This window comes from Vibrio diabolicus, assembly GCF_011801455.1.
GTDB lineage: Bacteria > Pseudomonadota > Gammaproteobacteria > Enterobacterales > Vibrionaceae > Vibrio > Vibrio diabolicus.
This window is the reverse complement of record NZ_CP042452.1, coordinates 223,093-242,243: the sequence shown is the minus strand read 5'-3', so window position 1 is coordinate 242,243 and position 19,151 is coordinate 223,093. Positions and strand designations below refer to the sequence as shown.

Sequence of the window (19,151 nt, the reverse complement as noted above, 5' to 3'; positions counted from 1 at the left end):
GTTTACACCTACGCTGCTAGCGCTTTATCAACCGAGGGCACGGCGTAACCATGCAGCCCTTCTTCAGCAAACTGGATGTAACGTACATCGCCCGCTTTGATATTGAGTTTTTGAACCGTTTCCACAGGCACATCCACTGCGATGGTTTTCATTGAGCTGTCGTTTTGCAATACGCAATCAATACGGAAAAACGCCCCCAAAAACTCGGTAGCCGTAACTCGCACTGGTAAAGAGTTGGTGTAGTTTTCAACGAACTTGATGCTTTCAGGACGCACCGCAAGGTCGAAGCGGTCACCACGTTGGATCTTACGATTGGTCAAGCTTGGCGCTGGCATCAGGGTTTCTGCAATTCGTACTTGGGAGTCCGTTGCGACTGAGGTTTCAATAAAGTTCATGCTGCCGACAAACTCAGCGACAAAGCGCGTTGCTGGTTGTTGGTAGATCTCTTGAGGTGTGCCGACTTGCTCAATCACACCATGGTTCATTACCACGATACGATCCGCCATCGACAACGCTTCATCCTGATCGTGCGTAACCATGATGGTGGTGATGCCAAGCTTACGCTGCAGCTTACAAATCTCGTCACGTAAGTGAACACGTACTTTTGCATCCAGCGCTGACAGCGGCTCATCAAGTAGCAGTAGACCCGGAGACAACGCTAATGCGCGAGCAAGTGCCACACGCTGTTGTTGACCACCAGAAAGTTGGTTAGGGAATTTCTCGCCAGAGGTTGGAAGACCAATGGTTTCTAGCCAGTAATCCACCTTCTCTAACGCTTCTTTGGTCGACATACCTTGGTTCTTCAAGCCCACCGCAATGTTCTCTTGCACAGTTAGGTTCGGAAACAGCGCGTAAGACTGGAATACAATGCCGAAATCGCGCTTCTCTGGTGGTAGGAATGTGGTCTCTTGACCGTTTTGAAAGATTGCACCAGACGTTGGCAAGTCTAAACCTGCAATAGCACGTAATAGAGTGGTTTTACCGCAGCCAGAAGGACCAAGAAAACAAACAAACTCGCCCTTTTCAATCGCTAGCGAGATTTTCTTTAATGCAGTGAACTGTCCGAATTGCTTCACTACATTTTCGATATTTAGGTAATGTTGGTTAGTTGACATAACACACGCTCCAAATGGTATATACCAATTTTAATTTTGGAGTGTTACGTTCCAATGACAAATTTATAGCCAGAAGATGACAAATAGATGAAGGACGATGAGGTTTGTTTAAGTGGTAATTAGAGATTCCCGACCACTCCTTTATTACTCTCGAGAGTGATGCTGTGAATACGAATAGAAGCTCCCAACTTTCTTAAGTCCGTCATTCCAGCAAACCTAGGTGAGACTAGGAATCTACTTTCAACAAACTCTGAAATAACAGAGAAAACCAAAAATCCACCTCAACCGAGGTGGATTTCAGTATTCAACTCAAAGCAAATTCGATTAAGACTTTGGCTCTGATTTCGCGTCGAACTTCTCAGACCAAGCCGCTAGAATCTCTGCACGCTTGCTGCCCATTTGCGCGAAGTCCATCTTCGCCATGTTCTCTTGAACGTTCGGGAAGTTAGATACGGTCGCTTTCACTTCTTTATGTGCAACCACTGGGTACATTTCTACGTAAAGCTCGTTTGCTGCTTTAGAGATTGACCAGTCGACAACACGTTTCGCTGCATCCGACTCTTTTACTAGACCAACGGCTTCTGATTCCCAGCCGATGCCTTTTGGTGTGATAACCGCTAGTGGTGCGCCTTGTGTTTTCAGCTTCGCGCCGCGGCTTGCCATAGAAATACCGATAGCCACTTCACCCATACCCGCTTGAACACATGGCTTAGAGCCAGAGTGCGTGTAGTGTGCAATGTTCTTGTCTAAGTCACGCATGTAGTTCCATGCTTGATCTTCACCCATGTTTTGTAGCCAAGCAGAAACCTGCATGTAGCCAGTGCCTGAAGACGCTGGGTTCGGCATTGCAATGTGACCTTTGTAAACCGGCTTCGTTAGGTCTTCCCAAGACGTTGGTTTAGGCAGGTTAAGTTGTTTCGCTACCGCTTCGTTAAAACAAACTGCGTTAAAGAACGCATCGTTACCAAACCAAGCTTGGTTTGATTGAGGGTCGTTTAGATTCGCGTGCAGCTCTTCCAAACCTTTTGGTGTGTAAGGCTTAAGAAGACCTTCATCTTTAAGCAGTGCCATTGACGAGCCAGCCAGACCCCAAACCACTTCCGCTTGAGGGTTGTTCTTTTCGGCCAGCAATTTCGCCGTCATGATACCGGTGGAATCGCGAACCCACTTAATCTTGATATCTGGGTTATCTTTCTCAAACGCAGACTTGTATTTAGCAAGAATGTCAGTTTCGAAAGCGGTGTAAACCGTGACTTCCTGTGCTGCCATTGCATTCGTAGCTAGCAGAGAGACAAGTGCAGCCAGCGTTCCTTTCATCAAACGGTTTTTCATCATTTTCTCCAGTTAATTTGGCTAAGTTTTAATTTGGTCTGTACCAGTTGACGATTACACCCTACTGAGCCTTTGTGACGAAATCATGACCATTAAATGGCAGTTTTACGAAAATTTGCGATGAATAATCGTTCAATTGATCCGCCATTTTCTGGATATTAAAGTTTTATGAAATTGGATATTCGCCTATTTACTGCCCTTTTCTTCCTCGCTAGAGTGAACTCGAAATTTGGTGTAGACCAATTAGCCTATTCTAATGGAAATCGAGATGAAAAACGAATACCTACTACTGACTCCAGGTCCTCTATCTACTTCTGAAACGGTACGTGAAGCCATGCTTAAAGACTGGTGTACTTGGGATGATGAATACAACAAAGACATCGTAGAAGTGACCCGCACTAAGCTTGTAAAACTGGCGACGGAGCAAGACGGCTACACCAGTGTACTAATGCAAGGTAGCGGCACCGCATCAGTAGAAGCGACGATTGGCAGCGCCATTGGCAAAGATGGAAAATTGTTGGTTGTCGACAACGGTGCGTACGGTGCACGTATCGCTCAGATCGCTGAATACCTAAATATTCCATGCCATGTAGTTTCCCCAGGCGAAACATCACAGCCACACTTGAACGAGGTGGAAACTGCATTGGCATCGGATCCTGCTATCACACACGTGGCAATTGTTCATTGCGAGACAACCACTGGCATGCTGAATCCAATTGAGGCATTTGCTTCCGCGGCAAAAGCACACGGTAAAGTGGTGATTCTCGATGCCATGTCGAGCTTTGGTGGCATTCCTATCGATATTGCAGAATTAGGCATCGATTTTATGATCAGCTCTGCAAACAAATGTATTCAAGGCGTGCCGGGCTTTGGCTTTGTGATTGCGAAACAAACTGAACTCGAAAAGTGCAAAGGTCAGGCACGCTCTTTGAGTCTTGATCTTTACGACCAGTGGCAGTGCATGGAAGTGAACCACGGCAAATGGCGTTTCACATCTCCAACGCACACGGTTCGCGCTTTCTATCAAGCCTTGTTAGAACTGGAACAAGAAGGCGGCATTGAAGCGCGTCATAACCGTTACCAAACTAACCAGAAAACACTGGTTGCTGGTATGCGTTCTCTGGGTTTCGAGCCACTACTGAGTGATGACCTTCACTCGCCAATCATCACTTCTTTCTACTCTCCGACGCACATTGATTACCAGTTCAAAGCGTTCTACACACGTTTGAAAGAGCAGGGCTTCGTGATCTATCCGGGTAAGGTATCGAACGCAGATTGCTTCCGTATCGGCAACATTGGTGAAGTTTACCCAGCAGATATCGAGCGCTTAATCGGTGCGATTGAAAAAGCAATGTATTGGCAAGTTGCGTAAAGCAGCCTTCTGATTGAGAAAGCGTTATGACTCAGAATATCAAACCGACCCACTTCCGCAGCGAAGGCGATGTCAACACAACACCAGCGCGCCAAGCTTGGAATGCCTCAATGGACGACGAACGCACGCAAGCATTACTGAAGCGTGATTCGGAGGTCTTTCTTCATCAAGCCATGTCAACACCTTGCTTAGATACCTTGGAAGCAGCTGAAGGCATCTACATCCAAGATGCTACCGGCAAAAAGTACATGGACTTCCATGGCAATAACGTCCATCAGCTGGGCTATGGTCATCCGCATGTGATTAAACGTGTGCAAGAGCAAATTGCCAAACTGCCGTTTTCACCACGTCGTTTTACCAACGAGACTGCGATTGAATGTGCCGAAAAACTCACCCAAATCTGTGGTGGCGAATTGAACCGCGTGTTGTTTGCTCCGGGTGGCACATCTGCGGTTGGCATGGCACTTAAACTAGCGCGCCACATCACGGGCAACTACAAGGTGGTGTCTCTGTGGGATTCTTTCCACGGCGCATCGTTGGATGCCATCTCAGTGGGCGGCGAAGCGTGTTTCCGTCAAGGCATGGGACCATTAATGGCAGGTGTTGAGCGCATTCCACCAGCCGTATCTTACCGTGGTGCTTTCCCTGTCGCGGACGGCAGCGACGTGCATTACGCCGACTACCTTGAATACGTGATTGAGAAAGAAGGCGGCGTGGGCGCGTTTATCGCAGAAGCAGTTCGCAACACGGATGTTCAAGTGCCGAGCAAAGCTTACTGGAAACGCATCCGCGAAATCTGTGACAAACACAATGTCATGCTGATCATCGACGACATCCCTAATGGCATGGGTCGCAGCGGTGAATGGTTTACCTACCAAGCCTATGACATCGAGCCAGATATGCTCTGCATCGGTAAAGGCTTAGGCGGAGGGTTAGTGCCTATCGCAGCCATGGTAACCAAAGACAAATACAACACCGCCGAGCAAATCTCCATGGGTCATTACACTCATGAGAAAAGCCCTATCGGTTGTGCTGCAGCACTGGCAACCATGGAAGCCATTGAGCAAGACGGCTTGCTAGATAAAGCCAAAGCCGACAGCCAGTTCATGCGTGCAAAGCTGCTAGAGATGAAAGCCAAATACCCAGTGATTGGTGATGTGCGTGGCATCGGCATGTTATGGGGCATTGAGTTGGTCACTGACCACGAAAGCAAAGCACGGGCGTATGACGAAGCGGAAGCTGTGCTGTACCAATGCCTCAACAACGGAGTGAGCTTCAAAGTATCGCAAGGTAACGTGATTCAACTCAGCCCACCGCTGATCATCACTCGCGAGCAACTGACAGAAGCGTTGGCGATCTTCGAAGAAGCGATCGCCAAAGTGTGCAAAGACTTTAACTACTTCTAGGGTCAATAGACCTCTACAAAAACCAATTTATCTAGAGCGCGGTTCCAACGTGTAGGCAAGCGCTCTGGCAAGCAAGAAAAAGGATTGAACATGAGCAACTCACCAATTCAAGCAGTGATCTTTGACTGGGCTGGCACTATCGTCGATTTCGGATCTTTTGCACCAACCAGCATCTTTGTGGAAGCGTTCAAACAAGGTTTTGATTTTGAAATCGACCTTGAAGAAGCGCGTGAACCAATGGGGCTTGGTAAGTGGAATCACATCCAAGCTGTGGGTCGCATCCCTGCAGTTGATAAGCGTTGGAACGAGAAGTTTGGGCGCTCAATGACCAGCGAAGACATCGACGCTATCTATGCGGCATTTATGCCTCTGCAAAAAGCAAAAGTGGCTGACCACGCAGAACCAATCCTCAACGCAGTTGAAGTGGTAAACGGTCTGAAAGACAAAGGCATCAAGATCGGTTCTTGTTCGGGTTACCCTCGCGAAGTAATGGATGTACTGATTCCAGTTGCAGCGGATTACGGCTACCAACCAGATTACGTTGTCGCGACAGACGATCTGCCACAAGGTGGTCGCCCTGCGCCGTTTATGGCACTGAAAAACGTGATTGAGCTTGGTGTAACCGACGTTAAAGCATGCGTCAAAGTGGACGACTCAGCACCAGGCATCTTTGAAGGTCACAATGCGGGCATGTGGACGGTAGGTCTGCTGCTTTCTGGTAACGAAGCGGGTCTGACATTTGAAGAATACCAAGCTGCAGACGAAGCAACCTTAGAGAAAGCTCGTGAAAAAGCACGCGCGAAGTTTATCAAGAGTGCACCTCACTACTTAATCGACACCATCTCCGATCTGCCAGAGGTGATCGTAGATATCGAACAACGCCTAGCCGCGGGCGAACGTCCGTAGTTTTCGCTCGTGAATTCAGAATGTAAAAAGCCTCTCCATATTGAGAGGCTTTTTGTATTTATGGAAAGCGGAGGGGTCAATTAATCGCGGTACTTGCTCGACGCTTTAGCTTAAAGCCCATACTGGTTGGCCTTTCTTCTGGCTCACCTTTGATGGCATGCAACAGTTTTTCTGCCGCCTTGGTGCCCATGCGCTCGTAATCAAATTCTGCCGATGTCAAACTTGGGTAAGCATGCTCCCCCATAGAAGAACCTTCAAGGCAAATAATGGCAATGTCGGTCGGGACTTTGAGCACGCGGCGATGGCACTCAAAGAGCGCACCAATTGCTATCTCCTCATGGCTACACACCAAAGCATTCAAGCTTGAATCGCGCAGCAATAACTTCGCCAATCCTTCCGCACCCAATTGTGAAGATGGCGCTTCATGAGTCGTCAGAAAATGATCTGGGGTGAGATAGTTTTCAATCATCACACTTTGCCAACCGTGTAACTGGCGTTGCAACGTTGAGTGATTCCCGCGCGCCCCAATAAAACCAACGTTCTTAAAACCTTGTTCAATCAGGTGTCTGGTACAGGCCTTACCCACTTCGAAGTGATCCACGCCAATGTTGAGATAACTGGCCTTTGAGCTTAGTTCGGCAATCTCTAACACTGGCGTATTTGATGCCTCTAACAGTTGATGCGTTCGCTGACTATGCTCACTTCCAAACAGTACAACGCCCGCAGGACGGCTCTCTAAAAAGGTCGAAAGCAACTTTTCTTCTTGCTCAGTCGAGTAGTCGCTGTAACCCAGCAATAGTTGATAACCCGCTTTGTTTAACGCCTGTTGGAAGCTTGGTAAGAAATGCGCGCATGCTTTTTCAAACAGTGACGGAATGATTAGAGCGATGGAATAACTTTCTGCAGATGCGAGTGCCCCTGCGGCTTTGTTCGGGATATAGCCGAGCTCATCAACCACTTGTTGAATTTTTTCTCTCAGCTTATCGGATACCAGCTCTGGCGTTCGTAATGCTCGCGACACCGTCATCGTGCCTACGCCTGCTTGTTTGGCGACATCAGCCAAAGTGACGTTGCCGGTACTTCTTCGTTTGCGAGGTTCGCTCATTGTTTTTATTTAATGTTCTCTAATTTCAGCTGCAACATCTTATCACAGCGCTTTAATGGTTTTGATATTAGCGCATTAGAACTCGAACACCAGCACATGAAACTTCGATGCCTGATAAAAATGATAGCGCTATCACAATTAATGGTAGCGCTATCAGATAGCGCTACCATTTGTGATCACTCTCAGGTTTTTCTGGCAAATTGATCGATAAAGTACGCAGCAACAAAACAACAAATCGGAAACATTCCAATGCTACGTGAACTGATTACCTCTGATGTCATTCGCATCCATTCTGACGCAACCGACTGGAAAGATGCGATCAGCAAATCTTGTGAAGCTTTGATTGAAAATGGCGCGATAGAACCAAGTTACGTTGAAGCAATTTACCGCTCGCACAAAGAGCTTGGCCCTTACTACGTGGTAGGTCCGGGCATGGCGATGCCACACGCTCGCCCTGAAGATGGCGTTAACCGTTTGTCACTGGCGATCACGGTGATCCAAAACGGCGTCAACTTTAACTCTGAAGAAAATGACCCAGTAAAAATGCTGGTCACGCTAGCGGCAACGGACAGTAATAGCCACGTTGATGCGATTTCGAAACTGGCGGAATTGTTTATGAATGAAGAGCATGTAGAGGCCATCTGCAACGCTCAAAGCAAAGAAGATGTTCTTGCGATCATCGACAAATACTAAGTTTTACTCCTGACATACCCCATTCACAAATGGGTATACCCCCTATAAAAAAGAAAAGGTCTGAATTATGAAAATTATGGTTGTTTGCGGTCACGGTCTTGGTACTAGCCTAATGATGGAAATGAGCATCAAAAGCATCGTAAAAGAATTGAACGTCGATGCCGCTGTAGATCACATCGATCTTGGCTCAGCAAAAGGCACAAGTTGCGACATTTTCATCGGCACAAAAGACATTGCAGAACAGTTGGAAGCACTTGGCGTTGAACAACGTATCGTAGCGCTTGATAACATGGTCGACAAAGTCGCAATGAAAGAGCGTTTATCTGTGGCACTTCAAGAGCTTGGCGCTCTATAAGGTGGCGTTATGGAATTCTTCAGTTTCTTAATGAACGATGTCCTATCAGAGCCAGCGGTTCTGGTCGGTCTCATCGCTCTAATCGGCTTAATTGCCCAGAAAAAACCGGTCACCGAGTGCATTAAAGGCACGGTAAAAACCATTCTTGGTTTCATCGTGCTTGGCGCGGGGGCAGGTCTAGTTGTGAGCTCGCTAGGCGACTTCGCGACGATTTTCCAACACGCATTTGGCATTACAGGCGTGGTTCCAAACAACGAAGCTATCGTCTCTATCGCGCAAGAAGCGTTTGGTAAAGAGATGGCGATGATCATGTTCTTCGGTATGTTAGTGAACATCTTGATCGCTCGCTTCACGCCATGGAAATTCATCTTCCTAACCGGTCACCACACACTATTTATGTCGATGATGGTAGCAGCGATTCTGGCATCTAGCGGCATGAAAGGTGTTCCACTGATCGCGCTTGGCTCTGTGGTTGTGGGTTCTGTAATGGTGTTCTTCCCTGCGATCGCTCACAAGTACATGAAGCAAGTTACAGGTTCTGATGACGTTGCGATTGGTCACTTCTCTACCCTTTCTTACGTGCTAGCTGGCTTTATTGGCAGCAAGTTCGGTAACAAAGAACACTCTACTGAAGAGATGAATGTCCCTAAAAGCTTGCTGTTCCTACGTGATACACCAGTGGCGATCTCGTTCACCATGGGCATCATCTTTGTGGTGACGTGTTTGTTCGCTGGCGGTGATTTTGTCCGTGAAGTCAGTGGCGGTAAACATTGGTCTATGTTTGCGCTAATGCAATCCATCACATTTGCAGGTGGTGTGTACGTTATCCTGCAAGGTGTACGTATGGTTATCGCAGAAATCGTTCCTGCATTTAAAGGCATCTCAGACAAACTGGTTCCAAACGCAAAACCTGCACTGGATTGTCCGGTTGTGTTCCCATACGCACCAAATGCGGTATTGGTGGGCTTCCTATCGAGCTTTGCAGCCGGTCTAGTGGGCATGTTCCTGCTGTACGTGATGGGGCTTACTGTGATTATCCCTGGTGTAGTTCCACACTTCTTTGTGGGTGCGGCTGCGGGTGTATTTGGTAACGCAACAGGTGGTCGTCGCGGCGCAATTCTAGGTGCGTTTGCACAAGGTCTACTGATTACTTTCCTACCTGTCTTCCTAATGCCAGTACTGGGTGATCTTGGCTTTGCAAACACAACATTCAGTGATGCTGACTTCAGCATTGTAGGTATCCTACTTGGCCTGATTGTGCGCTAAGCTTTTATTCTTATGAATGCAGAATTAGGCTCGTCGGCATTCATCTCTAAGAAAAGCACTCAAACAAAACGCCCCTCACGTGAGGGGCGTTTTTCATATTGAGGCTATCTTATTGAGACAACAACTTTCTCGTTGGTTCTTGCTCAGTGTATTCAACGGATTCGTTACCAGATAGCTTATCGACGTCCGCTTGTTCGCCGCTCACCACCAGTACCTGTTGCTTCACCAACGCATCAACCACTTTAAGGTTATGTTGACGAAGAAGCGCTCTCACTTCGCTCTCTTTCCCTTTGTGATACTTAACAAAGTAACGCGTAGGTTGTTGCTCAGCTTGTTCGGAACGTTCATCCACGAGCGGAAACCCTTGATTGTTCGCCAAGCTGGCCGAGCTTAGTCCGATTGCCAATAGTGCGGTAGCACTCACCGCAGACAAAGAAAGTAAGGTCAACTTCTTCATAGCCACTCCTTATTGAAAAGTCAGAGTCCAACTGTTGATTGTGCCTGTGTCTCTTCTGGCACTGTCTACCGCTTTTAGTTCCCAAGAACCTTGTGATTCAAAACCAGAGAAATCCGCTTGGAAAGTGGCTTTGATATCGTTAGCGCTGCCGCCAGTATTATCGTGAAGCACGACTTCTCCACCAGTCGGTGAAGTTAGCGTCACTCGTAGGTCACCGATGTAAGTGTGGCTAATATCAACGTCAATACTTACTGTACCTGAATCACCAGAGCGATCGACATCTACTGCGCTGATTGCGCCAGAAGATTTGTTGTCAGGAATCGCAACAGGGCTGGTGTTTGAGAAGCTAGAGTCCGAAGAGCTACCGCCACCGTCAGGACCGTTACAGCCCGCATCCAAGAACAGTTTCGCCGCTTCCGCATTCACTAGGCCGTGACCTGTGCGGTTGTCTCGTCCAGCAACATCAATGTCTGTTGCCGTTTGAACTAGGGCATTACGTACTTGCGCTGCTGTACACGTTGGGTGGTAACTCCACACCAAGCCTGCTACGCCAGTTACATGAGGTGTTGCCATCGATGTACCATTGTAGTACTCGTAATCTTCACCAGAGGTGGTTGAAACCGTAATTTCTTGACCTACATACCCCAACAGCTCTTGACCAAATGCACGATCAACCGTTACCGAAACCATACGATAAGCGTTGTTTGTGTCAACCAAGAATGGGTTTTGTAAACCAGGTAGTTCCGAGTTGCTGTATACGATTGCCGCTCGTGCACCTGCATTGTAACAAGCTTGAACCGCATCCACTTCTGGGTAGTTACCTGAAGACTGGTTGCCAATACGTTCAGTCAAACAAATTTTGCCCGACATATCACCACAGTTAAAGTTACCGCCAGATACATCACAGCTATCTAGCATTGCTGTTACTGAACCAGCGATTGGATCTGGCACATACGAAGAACCGTTATTGATCAAACGATTGTGAGGGACAATGCCGCGATCAAACTGACTTACACCATTCAAGGTAATATCAGAAAGTTTACCTTCGCCTACCGTAACCGTTGATAAGATCGCCACACCTGGGCCAGAGATCTCAACTTGATCAGTAGATTGCGAGAACGCCGCATGATCATTTTGGTTATCGACAGCAGCAACAGACATAACTGAATCGTAAGAAGCTGGGTAGCTGTGTGCGGTGTTACCGTCATTACCAGCTGCGGCGATTAGCAGAACGCCTTGATCGTAAATGTTTTGCAGTGCATTTTGCTCAGTTCGGCTTGATTGACTACCACCAAGACTCATATTCACAACGTTGGCACCATTATCTGCACACGTTTGGATCGCTTTAACAAGCCCAGATGAGTAACCCCAACCTGATTCGTTAAATACTTTCACGATGTGCAAATTCACATTCTGGTTTGGCATCACACCCTTCACACCTTCGGTGTTGGCAATCGCTGCGATAGTACCTGCAACGTGAGTACCGTGGGCGTTATTGTTACCCGGATCGCTCCATGATCCTGTACCACTATCGTTAGTACCTGCAACACGGTTGCCGCTTAGGTCGTTGTGCGAGATGTCGTACCCTGAATCGATAATACATACAGTGCGATTACCAGCATTGAAGTCGTCTAACTGTTGAGCATTAACCGCTTCATAACCCCACGGGGTAGTTTCGCTGAGCAAATAGCGAGGCGGATCGACTTCGACATATTCCACATCACTGCGATTACGAAGTGGTTCTAAGTCATCACCATCCAACTCAACGCTGTAAATGGCGCGATTACCTAGTTTTTCCACCTTACGTGCCTTCACCTGTTCTAAAACAGACTCCTGCGCGATTCGTGGTCCCCAAAAAGAGTTACCACCCATTGAAGATCGGCTGACTGCATCTTCTTTGAATTTGACGATGTACTTCGTCGGTAACTTAGATTCATCAAATCCCATTGGTGGAGCCGCAAACGCTGACATAGAAGTGGTCAGTGCTATCGCTACGGCAGACAACGAAAATAAGCCTTGTTTTTTACTTGTTGTGTAGTGCATTTGCCCTATTCCTTATTTGAGCTAATTTTTATTCACTATATTCTCATGAAAAGTCATCACCATGATGTTCGCATGAGAGCTTCAGCTATAGTTTATAGGCCAAAAATGCCAAACAATTTGTTTCATGAATATACAACTTTGTACAAAAGATCATTCAATAAACATTTTTAGTTAACATCAAAAAGCATAAACAAAACCTTATAAAGCAATCACTTAATTAACGAAAAGTGCATGTTAAATTAATGTTAGTGAGTAATTATTCTAAATAATACACATTTAATCGATTGCTATGCTGAATGGATTTTTTGACCGTGGTGCCAAAACTGAAATATTGAATATTTAGTTGTTGACTGTCTTGAGTATTTACTCAGAATTAGAAGGTTTAGTGAGAAAAATTCTCATCTAAATACTGTTATAGCCGAGCGTATTCACGTATTCGGAACCATAACCATTACAAGAAGAGTGAATGATGAAAAAAACAATCACACTATTAACTGCATTACTTCCGCTTGCCTCTGCCGTTGCAGAGGAGCCAACATTATCACCAGAAATGGTTTCTGCGTCTGAAGTGGTCAGCACGCAAGAAAATCAAACCTATACTTACGTTCGCTGCTGGTATCGTACGAGCCACTCTAAGGATGATGCGGCTACCGACTGGAAATGGGCAAAAAACCAAGATGGTAGTGACTTCACTATCGACGGTTATTGGTGGAGCTCTGTTTCATTTAAAAACATGTTCTACACCAACACTTCACAAAACGTGATTCGCCAGCGCTGTGAAGAAACACTAGATCTGGCGAACGAGAACGCAGACATTACGTTTTTTGCTGCTGACAATCGCTATTCTTATAACCACACGATCTGGAGCAATGATGCTGCAATGCAACCAGATCAAATCAACAAAGTAGTGGCTTTGGGCGACAGCTTATCTGATACAGGCAACATCTTTAACGCTTCCCAATGGCGCTTCCCTAACCCAAACAGCTGGTTCTTAGGTCACTTCTCGAACGGTTTTGTTTGGACGGAATACGTTGCTAAAGCCAAAAACTTACCGCTTTATAACTGGGCAGTTGGCGGCGCAGCAGGTGAGAACCAATACATTGCGCTAACAGGTGTCGGCGAACAAGTTTCTTCTTACTTGACCTACACAAAACTGGCGAAAAACTACAACCCAGCAAACACATTGTTTACGTTGGAGTTTGGTTTAAATGATTTCATGAACTACAACCGTAGCGTGCCGGAAGTAAAAGCGGATTACGCTGAAGCTCTGATTCGTCTAACAGACGCGGGCGCGAAGAACTTCATGTTGATGACACTGCCAGACGCAACCAAAGCACCACAGTTCAAATACTCAACGCAGGAAGAAATTGAAACGATTCGCGCGAAAGTATTGAAAATGAACGAGTTCATCAAAGCACAAGCGATGTACTATAAAGCTCAAGGTTACAACATTTCATTGTTTGATACGCACGCGCTGTTTGAGACGTTAACCTCGGCACCAGAAGAACACGGGTTCGTGAATGCAAGTGATCCTTGTCTGGACATCAACCGCTCATCTTCTGTGGATTACATGTACACCCATTCATTACGCTCTGAGTGTGCGGCATCTGGCGCAGATAAGTTTGTGTTCTGGGATGTGACTCACCCAACCACAGCCACGCATCGTTATGTTGCTGAAAAAATGTTGGAAAGCAGCAGTAACTTAGAAGAGTTTCGCTTTTAATAAGACTTTCTTATAGGTTAAACTCTTAATCATCATAAATACGTTGATGATTAAAAATGGCCACGATATTTCGTGGTCATTTTTTTAATATATATGAGTCTACTTTTATATTTAAATATAGATGAACAGTAATTTAAATACAAAATTTAAAGTTATAAGTATTATAAACAAAACTTTTAAATACCAATAAACCAGTAAAATAAAAAATTATTCAATATGCCATCTATTAAAATTTAATTATGGTAATTTTGATTATGTATTTAAAGAGGAGTTAAGTGGCAAGTTAAATAAAAAATACCCACATAACACAGGTAAGACCGAGAGGAGTGTGTCATGTGGGTTTAAACGATAGTTCTCTTGCTGATTCGAACTACCAACGTTGGGATGCAATGGAAATACAAATGACTCAGAGTTTCCATCACGGACACTTTATCGCTGGATTTCCCTCTATTTGTTAGGGAACAGTCAGCACAATAAAAATAGAGAAGTAATACCGCAAAAATAAAAATAGAGGCTCTGAGTTTAATTTACACGTAAAATAACCACCACATTCACGACATGAACCATTAATAAATTCACCAATAAATATTTATTAAGTTAAATTTACTTATTGTCAGAACACTGTTAGTTTTACCCCTAAATATACTGGTCAGATTTGTTTATTTTACTGATTTTCGTTGCAATACAACTTCTAATTAATTCATGAGAAAAACATGCAGCGACAATTAACTCTTTCACAGATTTATTTATTAATCGGGTTAGCCTCCTCGACGGCGTATGCCGGTGGTTTTCAAATTAACGAACATTCGGCGACGGGTCTTGGTCGTGCTTTTGCTGGTGATGCCGTCATTGGTGATAATGCTTCTGTAGTCAGCCGCAACGCCGCAGCGATGACGCTGTTTAAACAAAGTGCCTTATCGTTCGGTGTCACTTACGTCAAACCTGACGTTACCGTAAAAAATGCGCAATATCATCGAGCTAATATTAATGCAGATGTCAATGTTGGTATGGGCGGTTTTCCTCCGTCCCCTCAAGTTGACATTACCCCGTCCTTCTCTCAAACCGTGACCGACATTGATGACGTCGATGGCGTTGGTCAACCAGCCGTTGTACCCAATTTTTACTTTATTCACCCTATCAACGACGACTGGTATCTAGGCTTATCGGCATACTCCAACTTCGGAACCGACATGGAGTTTAAACCAAACTATGGCGCACCTGTTTTTGGCGGTGTCACCAGCGTAGCGAGTGTCAACCTTGGTGCAAGCTTGGCATACAAGGTGAACGACCGTTTTAGTATCGGTGGTGGTATTGATGTGATTTACGGCTCTGGTGAGCTGTACCGCGATATGGACGTGGGTGTTTGCGTTGGTGGGAACATACTTGGAAACGAACTAGAACAACGCTGTGGATCCGTAAAAGGCAACGCACTTGATGTGGAAGCTGGCGGCATTGGGCTTGGTGCGAATATTGGCATGATATACGAGTTTAACGAACGTCATCGCTTAGGTTTAAGCTACAAGCACAGCCCTAACATTGATGCCAAGGGTGACATCCACTTTGCTGGCGAATCGTACGACTCGCTTGCTATGCCGCTACCGGATATTGCGGAGTTTTCCGGTTATCACCGCGTCTTACCTAAATTTGCCCTGCACTATTCTGTGCAGTGGATTGGTTGGTCAGCATTTGACAGCTTGAAAGCTGATGATCAGTTGCTAAAAGATTTTCAGTGGCAAGACTCCGCGCACTACTCCATCGGTGCGACTTGGTACGCCAATGAACGTTGGACACTTCGCACGGGTTACATGTTCGACAAAACACCTGTCGATGAGCTGACTTCGCTTTCTATCCCAGATTCGAACCGTCACTGGTTATCTGCGGGTGCCTCTTACCAATGGTCATCAGATACCACGGTTGACATCGGCATGACGTACTTGATTGGTGAAGATGTCAACGTAGAAGAGTGCGCGTATGAAGGTGTTCCTGCACCGATGGTGACAGGCGTGACCCATTCAAATGCGTTCCTAATTGGTGCCCAACTCAGCCACCGTTTCTAATTTGTCAGGCAGTGATCAAACCTCTAGGTCATTGCCTTGTAACAACGCTTATCGAAGCGACCGAACAGAGACATTATTATGAAGAAAACACTACTTGCTTTTTCACTCTCACTTCTCACTCTAAGCGCTGCTCAGGCTTCGGAATGGGGCTATGGCAATGACAAACACGGGCCAGAGCACTGGGGAGAAATCGCCAAAGACTGTGCTACCACAAAAAACCAAAGCCCAATCAACATCGACAACCCTGCCGATGCAAAACTGGAAGCATTGAACCTTTCGTACACTGGTCAGGTCATTGGCTTAACCAATAATGGTCATACGCTGCAAGCGCAAGTGAACGGACGTAACAGCTTCACCATCGATGGCGAAACGTTCGAGCTGCAACAGTTCCATTTCCACACACCATCAGAAAACCAAATCAAAGGCCGCCAATATCCACTTGAAGCGCACTTTGTACACGCCAACGCAGACGGCGAGTTGGCGGTAATTTCGGTGATGTTTGATGCTGGCGATCAAAACGCAGCGCTGTCTAAACTGATCAACGCAATCCCACAAGAGAATCAAACCACGTTCTTAAAAGATACGTTTGAGATTAACGACTTACTGCCAAAAACTGCAAACTACTATCGATTTAATGGCTCTTTAACCACACCACCATGTTCAGAAGGTGTGCGCTGGTTTGTGCTTAAAGACACTCAAACCTTATCCAAAGATCAAGCCGCGAAACTGATGGAAGTCATGGGACAAAACAATCGTCCGCTGCAACCGCTAAATGCGCGCGTTGTACTTTCTAACTAATCGCCACATCCGATAAGGGACATCGTATTTGCCCCTTAATTTAATTTGCTCTAACCTCACTTCGTTACAGGAACCCCCAATGAAAACGCCATCTGTTCTGTCATTCTTACTCGCTCTCGCCCCGACACTCGCCTTCTCTCATAGCCTTTCTGTCGGTCAAACCACCCCTTCCGTCAGCATTGATACCTATGGCGAAATGACGCTGCAAGGAGACGATGTGGCTTATAAACCTTGGGCAACTCAGCAGATGTTAGGCAAAGTCCGTGTGATACAAGCCATTGCAGGTCGTAGTAAAGCCAAAGAGATGAACGCGCCGCTGATGTCAGCAATCACTGCCGCTCACTTTCCTGAAGATCAGTATCAGACCACAACCGTGATCAACCAAGAAGACGCCATATGGGGAACCGGTACATTTGTAAAATCGTCGGCAGAGGACAGCAAAAAGACATTCTCTTGGTCTTCCATGGTGTTGGACAAAAATGGCGTATTAGCAACGACTTGGGATCTGCAGCAAGAAAGTTCTGCGATTATCGTACAAAATAAACAAGGCGAAATTTTATTCGTGAAAGAAGGGGCTTTAACTCAAGACGAAGTCACACACGTCATCAAACTGATTAAACAGAATATTTAAACCTAAGGTAAGGAAAAGCTATGAAACTGTTCAACACCATCGCGCTCTGTCTTTTAGCGGCTGTAGCCTCTTTCCAATCGGTTGCAGGAGACAACGATTGGGACAAGATTGCAGATAAAACCGTCAGTTTTAAATCGGAAACCGACACAGTCAATCCACTGTCCCCATTTGCTAACGCTCGTTTCAGCCACATAAAAATCAAATGTACGCAAGGTACGGTCGATCTGAAAAGCGTTAAAGTAATCATGAAAGATGGTCAGGAAAAGACGTTCGACAGTTTAGGTGTTCTGACTAAAGGCATGTCATCAAGAAGCTTAAGCCTACCAACAAAAGATAACGCGAAATTAGACAAGATCGAGTTGAACTATGAATCGGTTGGCAGCACAGCGCTGCAAGTCGCGGGGGTGACCAAAAAAGCGCAAGTGGAAATCTTAGGTAAGAAAATCGACGAGTAAGCGATGGCTCAACGAACTCACCCAAACTAAAAACAGCGGCACTAGGCCGCTGTTTTCATTAAAAAATCGTCATGGATAACTAAATGAATTTCTTCAGCTTCGCCAAACCATAAGCGGCGATGGTGACACAATCTTTGATCGTGCCGTCGATCATCATCTGTTCGAACTCCTCAACAGAAAAAGCGCGAGTGATCAAATCCTCTTCTTCACTGTCGAGTTGATTGCCCACGTCCGTTAAATCACTGGCGAAGTAGACGTGACATGTCTGATTCAAAAAGCCGTATGCGATAAACTGCGCGCCGACATACGCCATTGCGCTCGCCTGCATGCCCGTTTCTTCACGCAGCTCGCCTTTGGCAAGCTCAAGGTGATCCGCATCTGGGTTTGATTCCCACGCCCCTTGTGGGATCTCCCAACAACGTTGACCTACGGTGTAACGGTACTGCTGAACCAAGTGAATCATCCCATTATCGATAGCCAGAATCGCAGCACAATCAGGTTTGTCGACCACACCATAGATGCCCTCTGCGCCGCTCGGACGTAAAATTTTGTCCTCACGCACCGTCATCCACTTATTCTGGTAAACGACTTTGCTGTCTAGCTGTTTGATGTCTGGCATGGTTATTCCTTGATTTTTCTGAGGGTTACTGCGGAATAATACCCGATTCGGTTACGCCACCAAAATGTTCTTTAGTTCACTCAAAGACTCAACGGTGTAATTTGGTGCGATACGCTCATCGACACTTGCGCCTGTGGTATTTAACCAGCAAGTTTCAATACCAAAGTTATTGCCACCAAGAATATCGGAATGCAGGTTGTCACCCACCATCAGTACACGCGTTTTGCATGGGTTGCCCATTTGCTGCATCGCGTATTCAAAAATGCCTAAGTCCGGTTTTGCGACGCCCACTTGTTCAGAGATCACCACTTTATCGAAGTACTCAGTCATCCCTGTGCGCTCAAGGCGAATTGCTTGCAACTCTGTAAAACCGTTGGTGATGATGCCCATTTTAGCTTTGCCTTGCAGCGCTTCCATCAGCTCTTTTGCACCTGGCAACAAACTGCAAATATCGGCCATTGCTTCTAAAAATGCGCTATTGAGATCTGCTGTTGTGGTATTCAACTTCTCAGCCCACTCGGTAAAGCGGTTATGTTTTAGCTCATCTGCCGTTACTTTGCCGTCTTGGTAATCCACCCAAAGCGGTTTGTTTACGGTTTGGTAATGAGCAAAATCTTGTTCAGTAAAATCTACGCCTTTGCGAGAAAACATAAGCTGCAAACCTTTGAAAGCATCAAAGTGGAATAAGGTTTCGTCAGCGTCAAACAGGATCCAATCGTACTTCATTTTCTTCTTCCCAAAATCAAGGTCGTAATACTGATGCATAGTCTAGATTGTTTTCTTCTTGAAGATAATCTCTATAATTGGAAATTAATTGT

Annotated in this window: 18 protein-coding genes; 11 read left to right on the top strand and 7 right to left on the bottom strand. The window is 46.0% G+C overall.

Annotated features, from left to right (window positions below; translation table 11 throughout):
- Positions 1 to 8: 8 nt before the first annotated feature.
- The gene (locus FR741_RS16520; RefSeq protein ID WP_167427227.1) at positions 9 to 1,115 is read right to left on the bottom strand and encodes a putative 2-aminoethylphosphonate ABC transporter ATP-binding protein; all 1,107 of its coding nucleotides are present in this window, start codon (positions 1,113 to 1,115) and stop codon (positions 9 to 11) included.
- A 324-nt stretch (positions 1,116 to 1,439) separates the two neighbouring features.
- Positions 1,440 to 2,450 (bottom strand): putative 2-aminoethylphosphonate ABC transporter substrate-binding protein, encoded by a 1,011-nt coding sequence (locus FR741_RS16515; protein WP_167427226.1) that lies wholly within the window; start codon positions 2,448 to 2,450, stop codon positions 1,440 to 1,442.
- A 265-nt stretch (positions 2,451 to 2,715) separates the two neighbouring features.
- On the opposite strand from FR741_RS16515, the gene phnW reads away from it, so the two are divergent.
- From phnW to phnX, 3 genes are all read left to right on the top strand, one after another.
- Entirely contained in the window at positions 2,716 to 3,819 is a 1,104-nt protein-coding gene (gene phnW, locus FR741_RS16510) for a 2-aminoethylphosphonate--pyruvate transaminase (RefSeq protein ID WP_167427225.1), read from the top strand.
- A gap of 26 nt (positions 3,820 to 3,845) precedes the next feature.
- Entirely contained in the window at positions 3,846 to 5,225 is a 1,380-nt protein-coding gene (locus FR741_RS16505; RefSeq protein WP_031817465.1) for an aspartate aminotransferase family protein, read from the top strand.
- 90 nt (positions 5,226 to 5,315) lie between these two features.
- On the top strand, positions 5,316 to 6,131 hold the full coding sequence (gene phnX / locus FR741_RS16500) for a phosphonoacetaldehyde hydrolase (RefSeq protein WP_167427224.1): 816 nt from the start codon (positions 5,316 to 5,318) through the stop codon (positions 6,129 to 6,131).
- A gap of 76 nt (positions 6,132 to 6,207) precedes the next feature.
- On the opposite strand, the gene FR741_RS16495 is transcribed toward phnX, so the two are convergent.
- Positions 6,208 to 7,236 carry a LacI family DNA-binding transcriptional regulator gene (locus FR741_RS16495; RefSeq protein WP_167427223.1) on the bottom strand — a complete coding sequence of 343 codons (1,029 nt, stop codon included), beginning with the start codon at positions 7,234 to 7,236 and terminating at the stop codon, positions 6,208 to 6,210.
- Positions 7,237 to 7,485: 249 nt separating this feature from the next.
- On the opposite strand from FR741_RS16495, the gene FR741_RS16490 reads away from it, so the two are divergent.
- The 3 genes from FR741_RS16490 (at position 7,486) to FR741_RS16480 (ending at position 9,550) form a co-directional block, all read left to right on the top strand.
- Complete coding sequence (locus tag FR741_RS16490; RefSeq protein ID WP_025501412.1) at positions 7,486 to 7,929, top strand: PTS sugar transporter subunit IIA; 444 nt, start codon at positions 7,486 to 7,488, stop codon at positions 7,927 to 7,929.
- Positions 7,930 to 7,996: 67 nt separating this feature from the next.
- Entirely contained in the window at positions 7,997 to 8,284 is a 288-nt protein-coding gene (locus tag FR741_RS16485; RefSeq protein ID WP_005463968.1) for a PTS sugar transporter subunit IIB, read from the top strand.
- Between the two features lie 9 nt (positions 8,285 to 8,293).
- Positions 8,294 to 9,550 (top strand): PTS ascorbate transporter subunit IIC, encoded by a 1,257-nt coding sequence (locus tag FR741_RS16480; RefSeq protein ID WP_167427222.1) that lies wholly within the window; start codon positions 8,294 to 8,296, stop codon positions 9,548 to 9,550.
- A 109-nt stretch (positions 9,551 to 9,659) separates the two neighbouring features.
- Here the strand turns inward: FR741_RS16480 and FR741_RS16475 are convergent, their stop codons facing one another.
- Positions 9,660 to 10,007 carry a hypothetical protein gene (locus FR741_RS16475; RefSeq protein WP_005395359.1) on the bottom strand — a complete coding sequence of 116 codons (348 nt, stop codon included), beginning with the start codon at positions 10,005 to 10,007 and terminating at the stop codon, positions 9,660 to 9,662.
- 9 nt (positions 10,008 to 10,016) lie between these two features.
- Positions 10,017 to 12,050 carry a S8 family serine peptidase gene (locus FR741_RS16470; protein WP_006741281.1) on the bottom strand — a complete coding sequence of 678 codons (2,034 nt, stop codon included), beginning with the start codon at positions 12,048 to 12,050 and terminating at the stop codon, positions 10,017 to 10,019.
- 466 nt (positions 12,051 to 12,516) lie between these two features.
- Between FR741_RS16470 and FR741_RS16465 the strand changes: the two genes are divergently transcribed.
- From FR741_RS16465 to FR741_RS16445, 5 genes are all read left to right on the top strand, one after another.
- Positions 12,517 to 13,773 (top strand): type 2 secretion system lipase, encoded by a 1,257-nt coding sequence (locus FR741_RS16465; protein WP_198912760.1) that lies wholly within the window; start codon positions 12,517 to 12,519, stop codon positions 13,771 to 13,773.
- A 713-nt stretch (positions 13,774 to 14,486) separates the two neighbouring features.
- Positions 14,487 to 15,830: an OmpP1/FadL family transporter gene (locus tag FR741_RS16460; RefSeq protein ID WP_167427221.1), complete on the top strand. Its 1,344-nt coding sequence runs from the start codon at positions 14,487 to 14,489 to the stop codon at positions 15,828 to 15,830.
- Between the two features lie 78 nt (positions 15,831 to 15,908).
- Complete coding sequence (locus FR741_RS16455) at positions 15,909 to 16,628, top strand: carbonic anhydrase (RefSeq protein WP_104972244.1); 720 nt, start codon at positions 15,909 to 15,911, stop codon at positions 16,626 to 16,628.
- A gap of 79 nt (positions 16,629 to 16,707) precedes the next feature.
- Positions 16,708 to 17,259, top strand: coding sequence for a YtfJ family protein (locus FR741_RS16450; protein WP_167427220.1), 552 nt, complete (start codon positions 16,708 to 16,710; stop codon positions 17,257 to 17,259).
- Positions 17,260 to 17,279: 20 nt separating this feature from the next.
- The gene (locus tag FR741_RS16445) at positions 17,280 to 17,714 is read left to right on the top strand and encodes a hypothetical protein (protein ID WP_005480927.1); all 435 of its coding nucleotides are present in this window, start codon (positions 17,280 to 17,282) and stop codon (positions 17,712 to 17,714) included.
- A gap of 79 nt (positions 17,715 to 17,793) precedes the next feature.
- Here FR741_RS16445 and FR741_RS16440 read toward each other — a convergent pair whose 3' ends face one another.
- Positions 17,794 to 18,333, bottom strand: coding sequence for an NUDIX domain-containing protein (locus FR741_RS16440; protein WP_005393699.1), 540 nt, complete (start codon positions 18,331 to 18,333; stop codon positions 17,794 to 17,796).
- A gap of 51 nt (positions 18,334 to 18,384) precedes the next feature.
- Positions 18,385 to 19,059, bottom strand: a complete 675-nt coding sequence (gene yjjG, locus FR741_RS16435) for a pyrimidine 5'-nucleotidase (protein ID WP_029800868.1) — start codon at positions 19,057 to 19,059, stop codon at positions 18,385 to 18,387.
- Between the last annotated feature and the right edge of the window lie 92 nt (positions 19,060 to 19,151).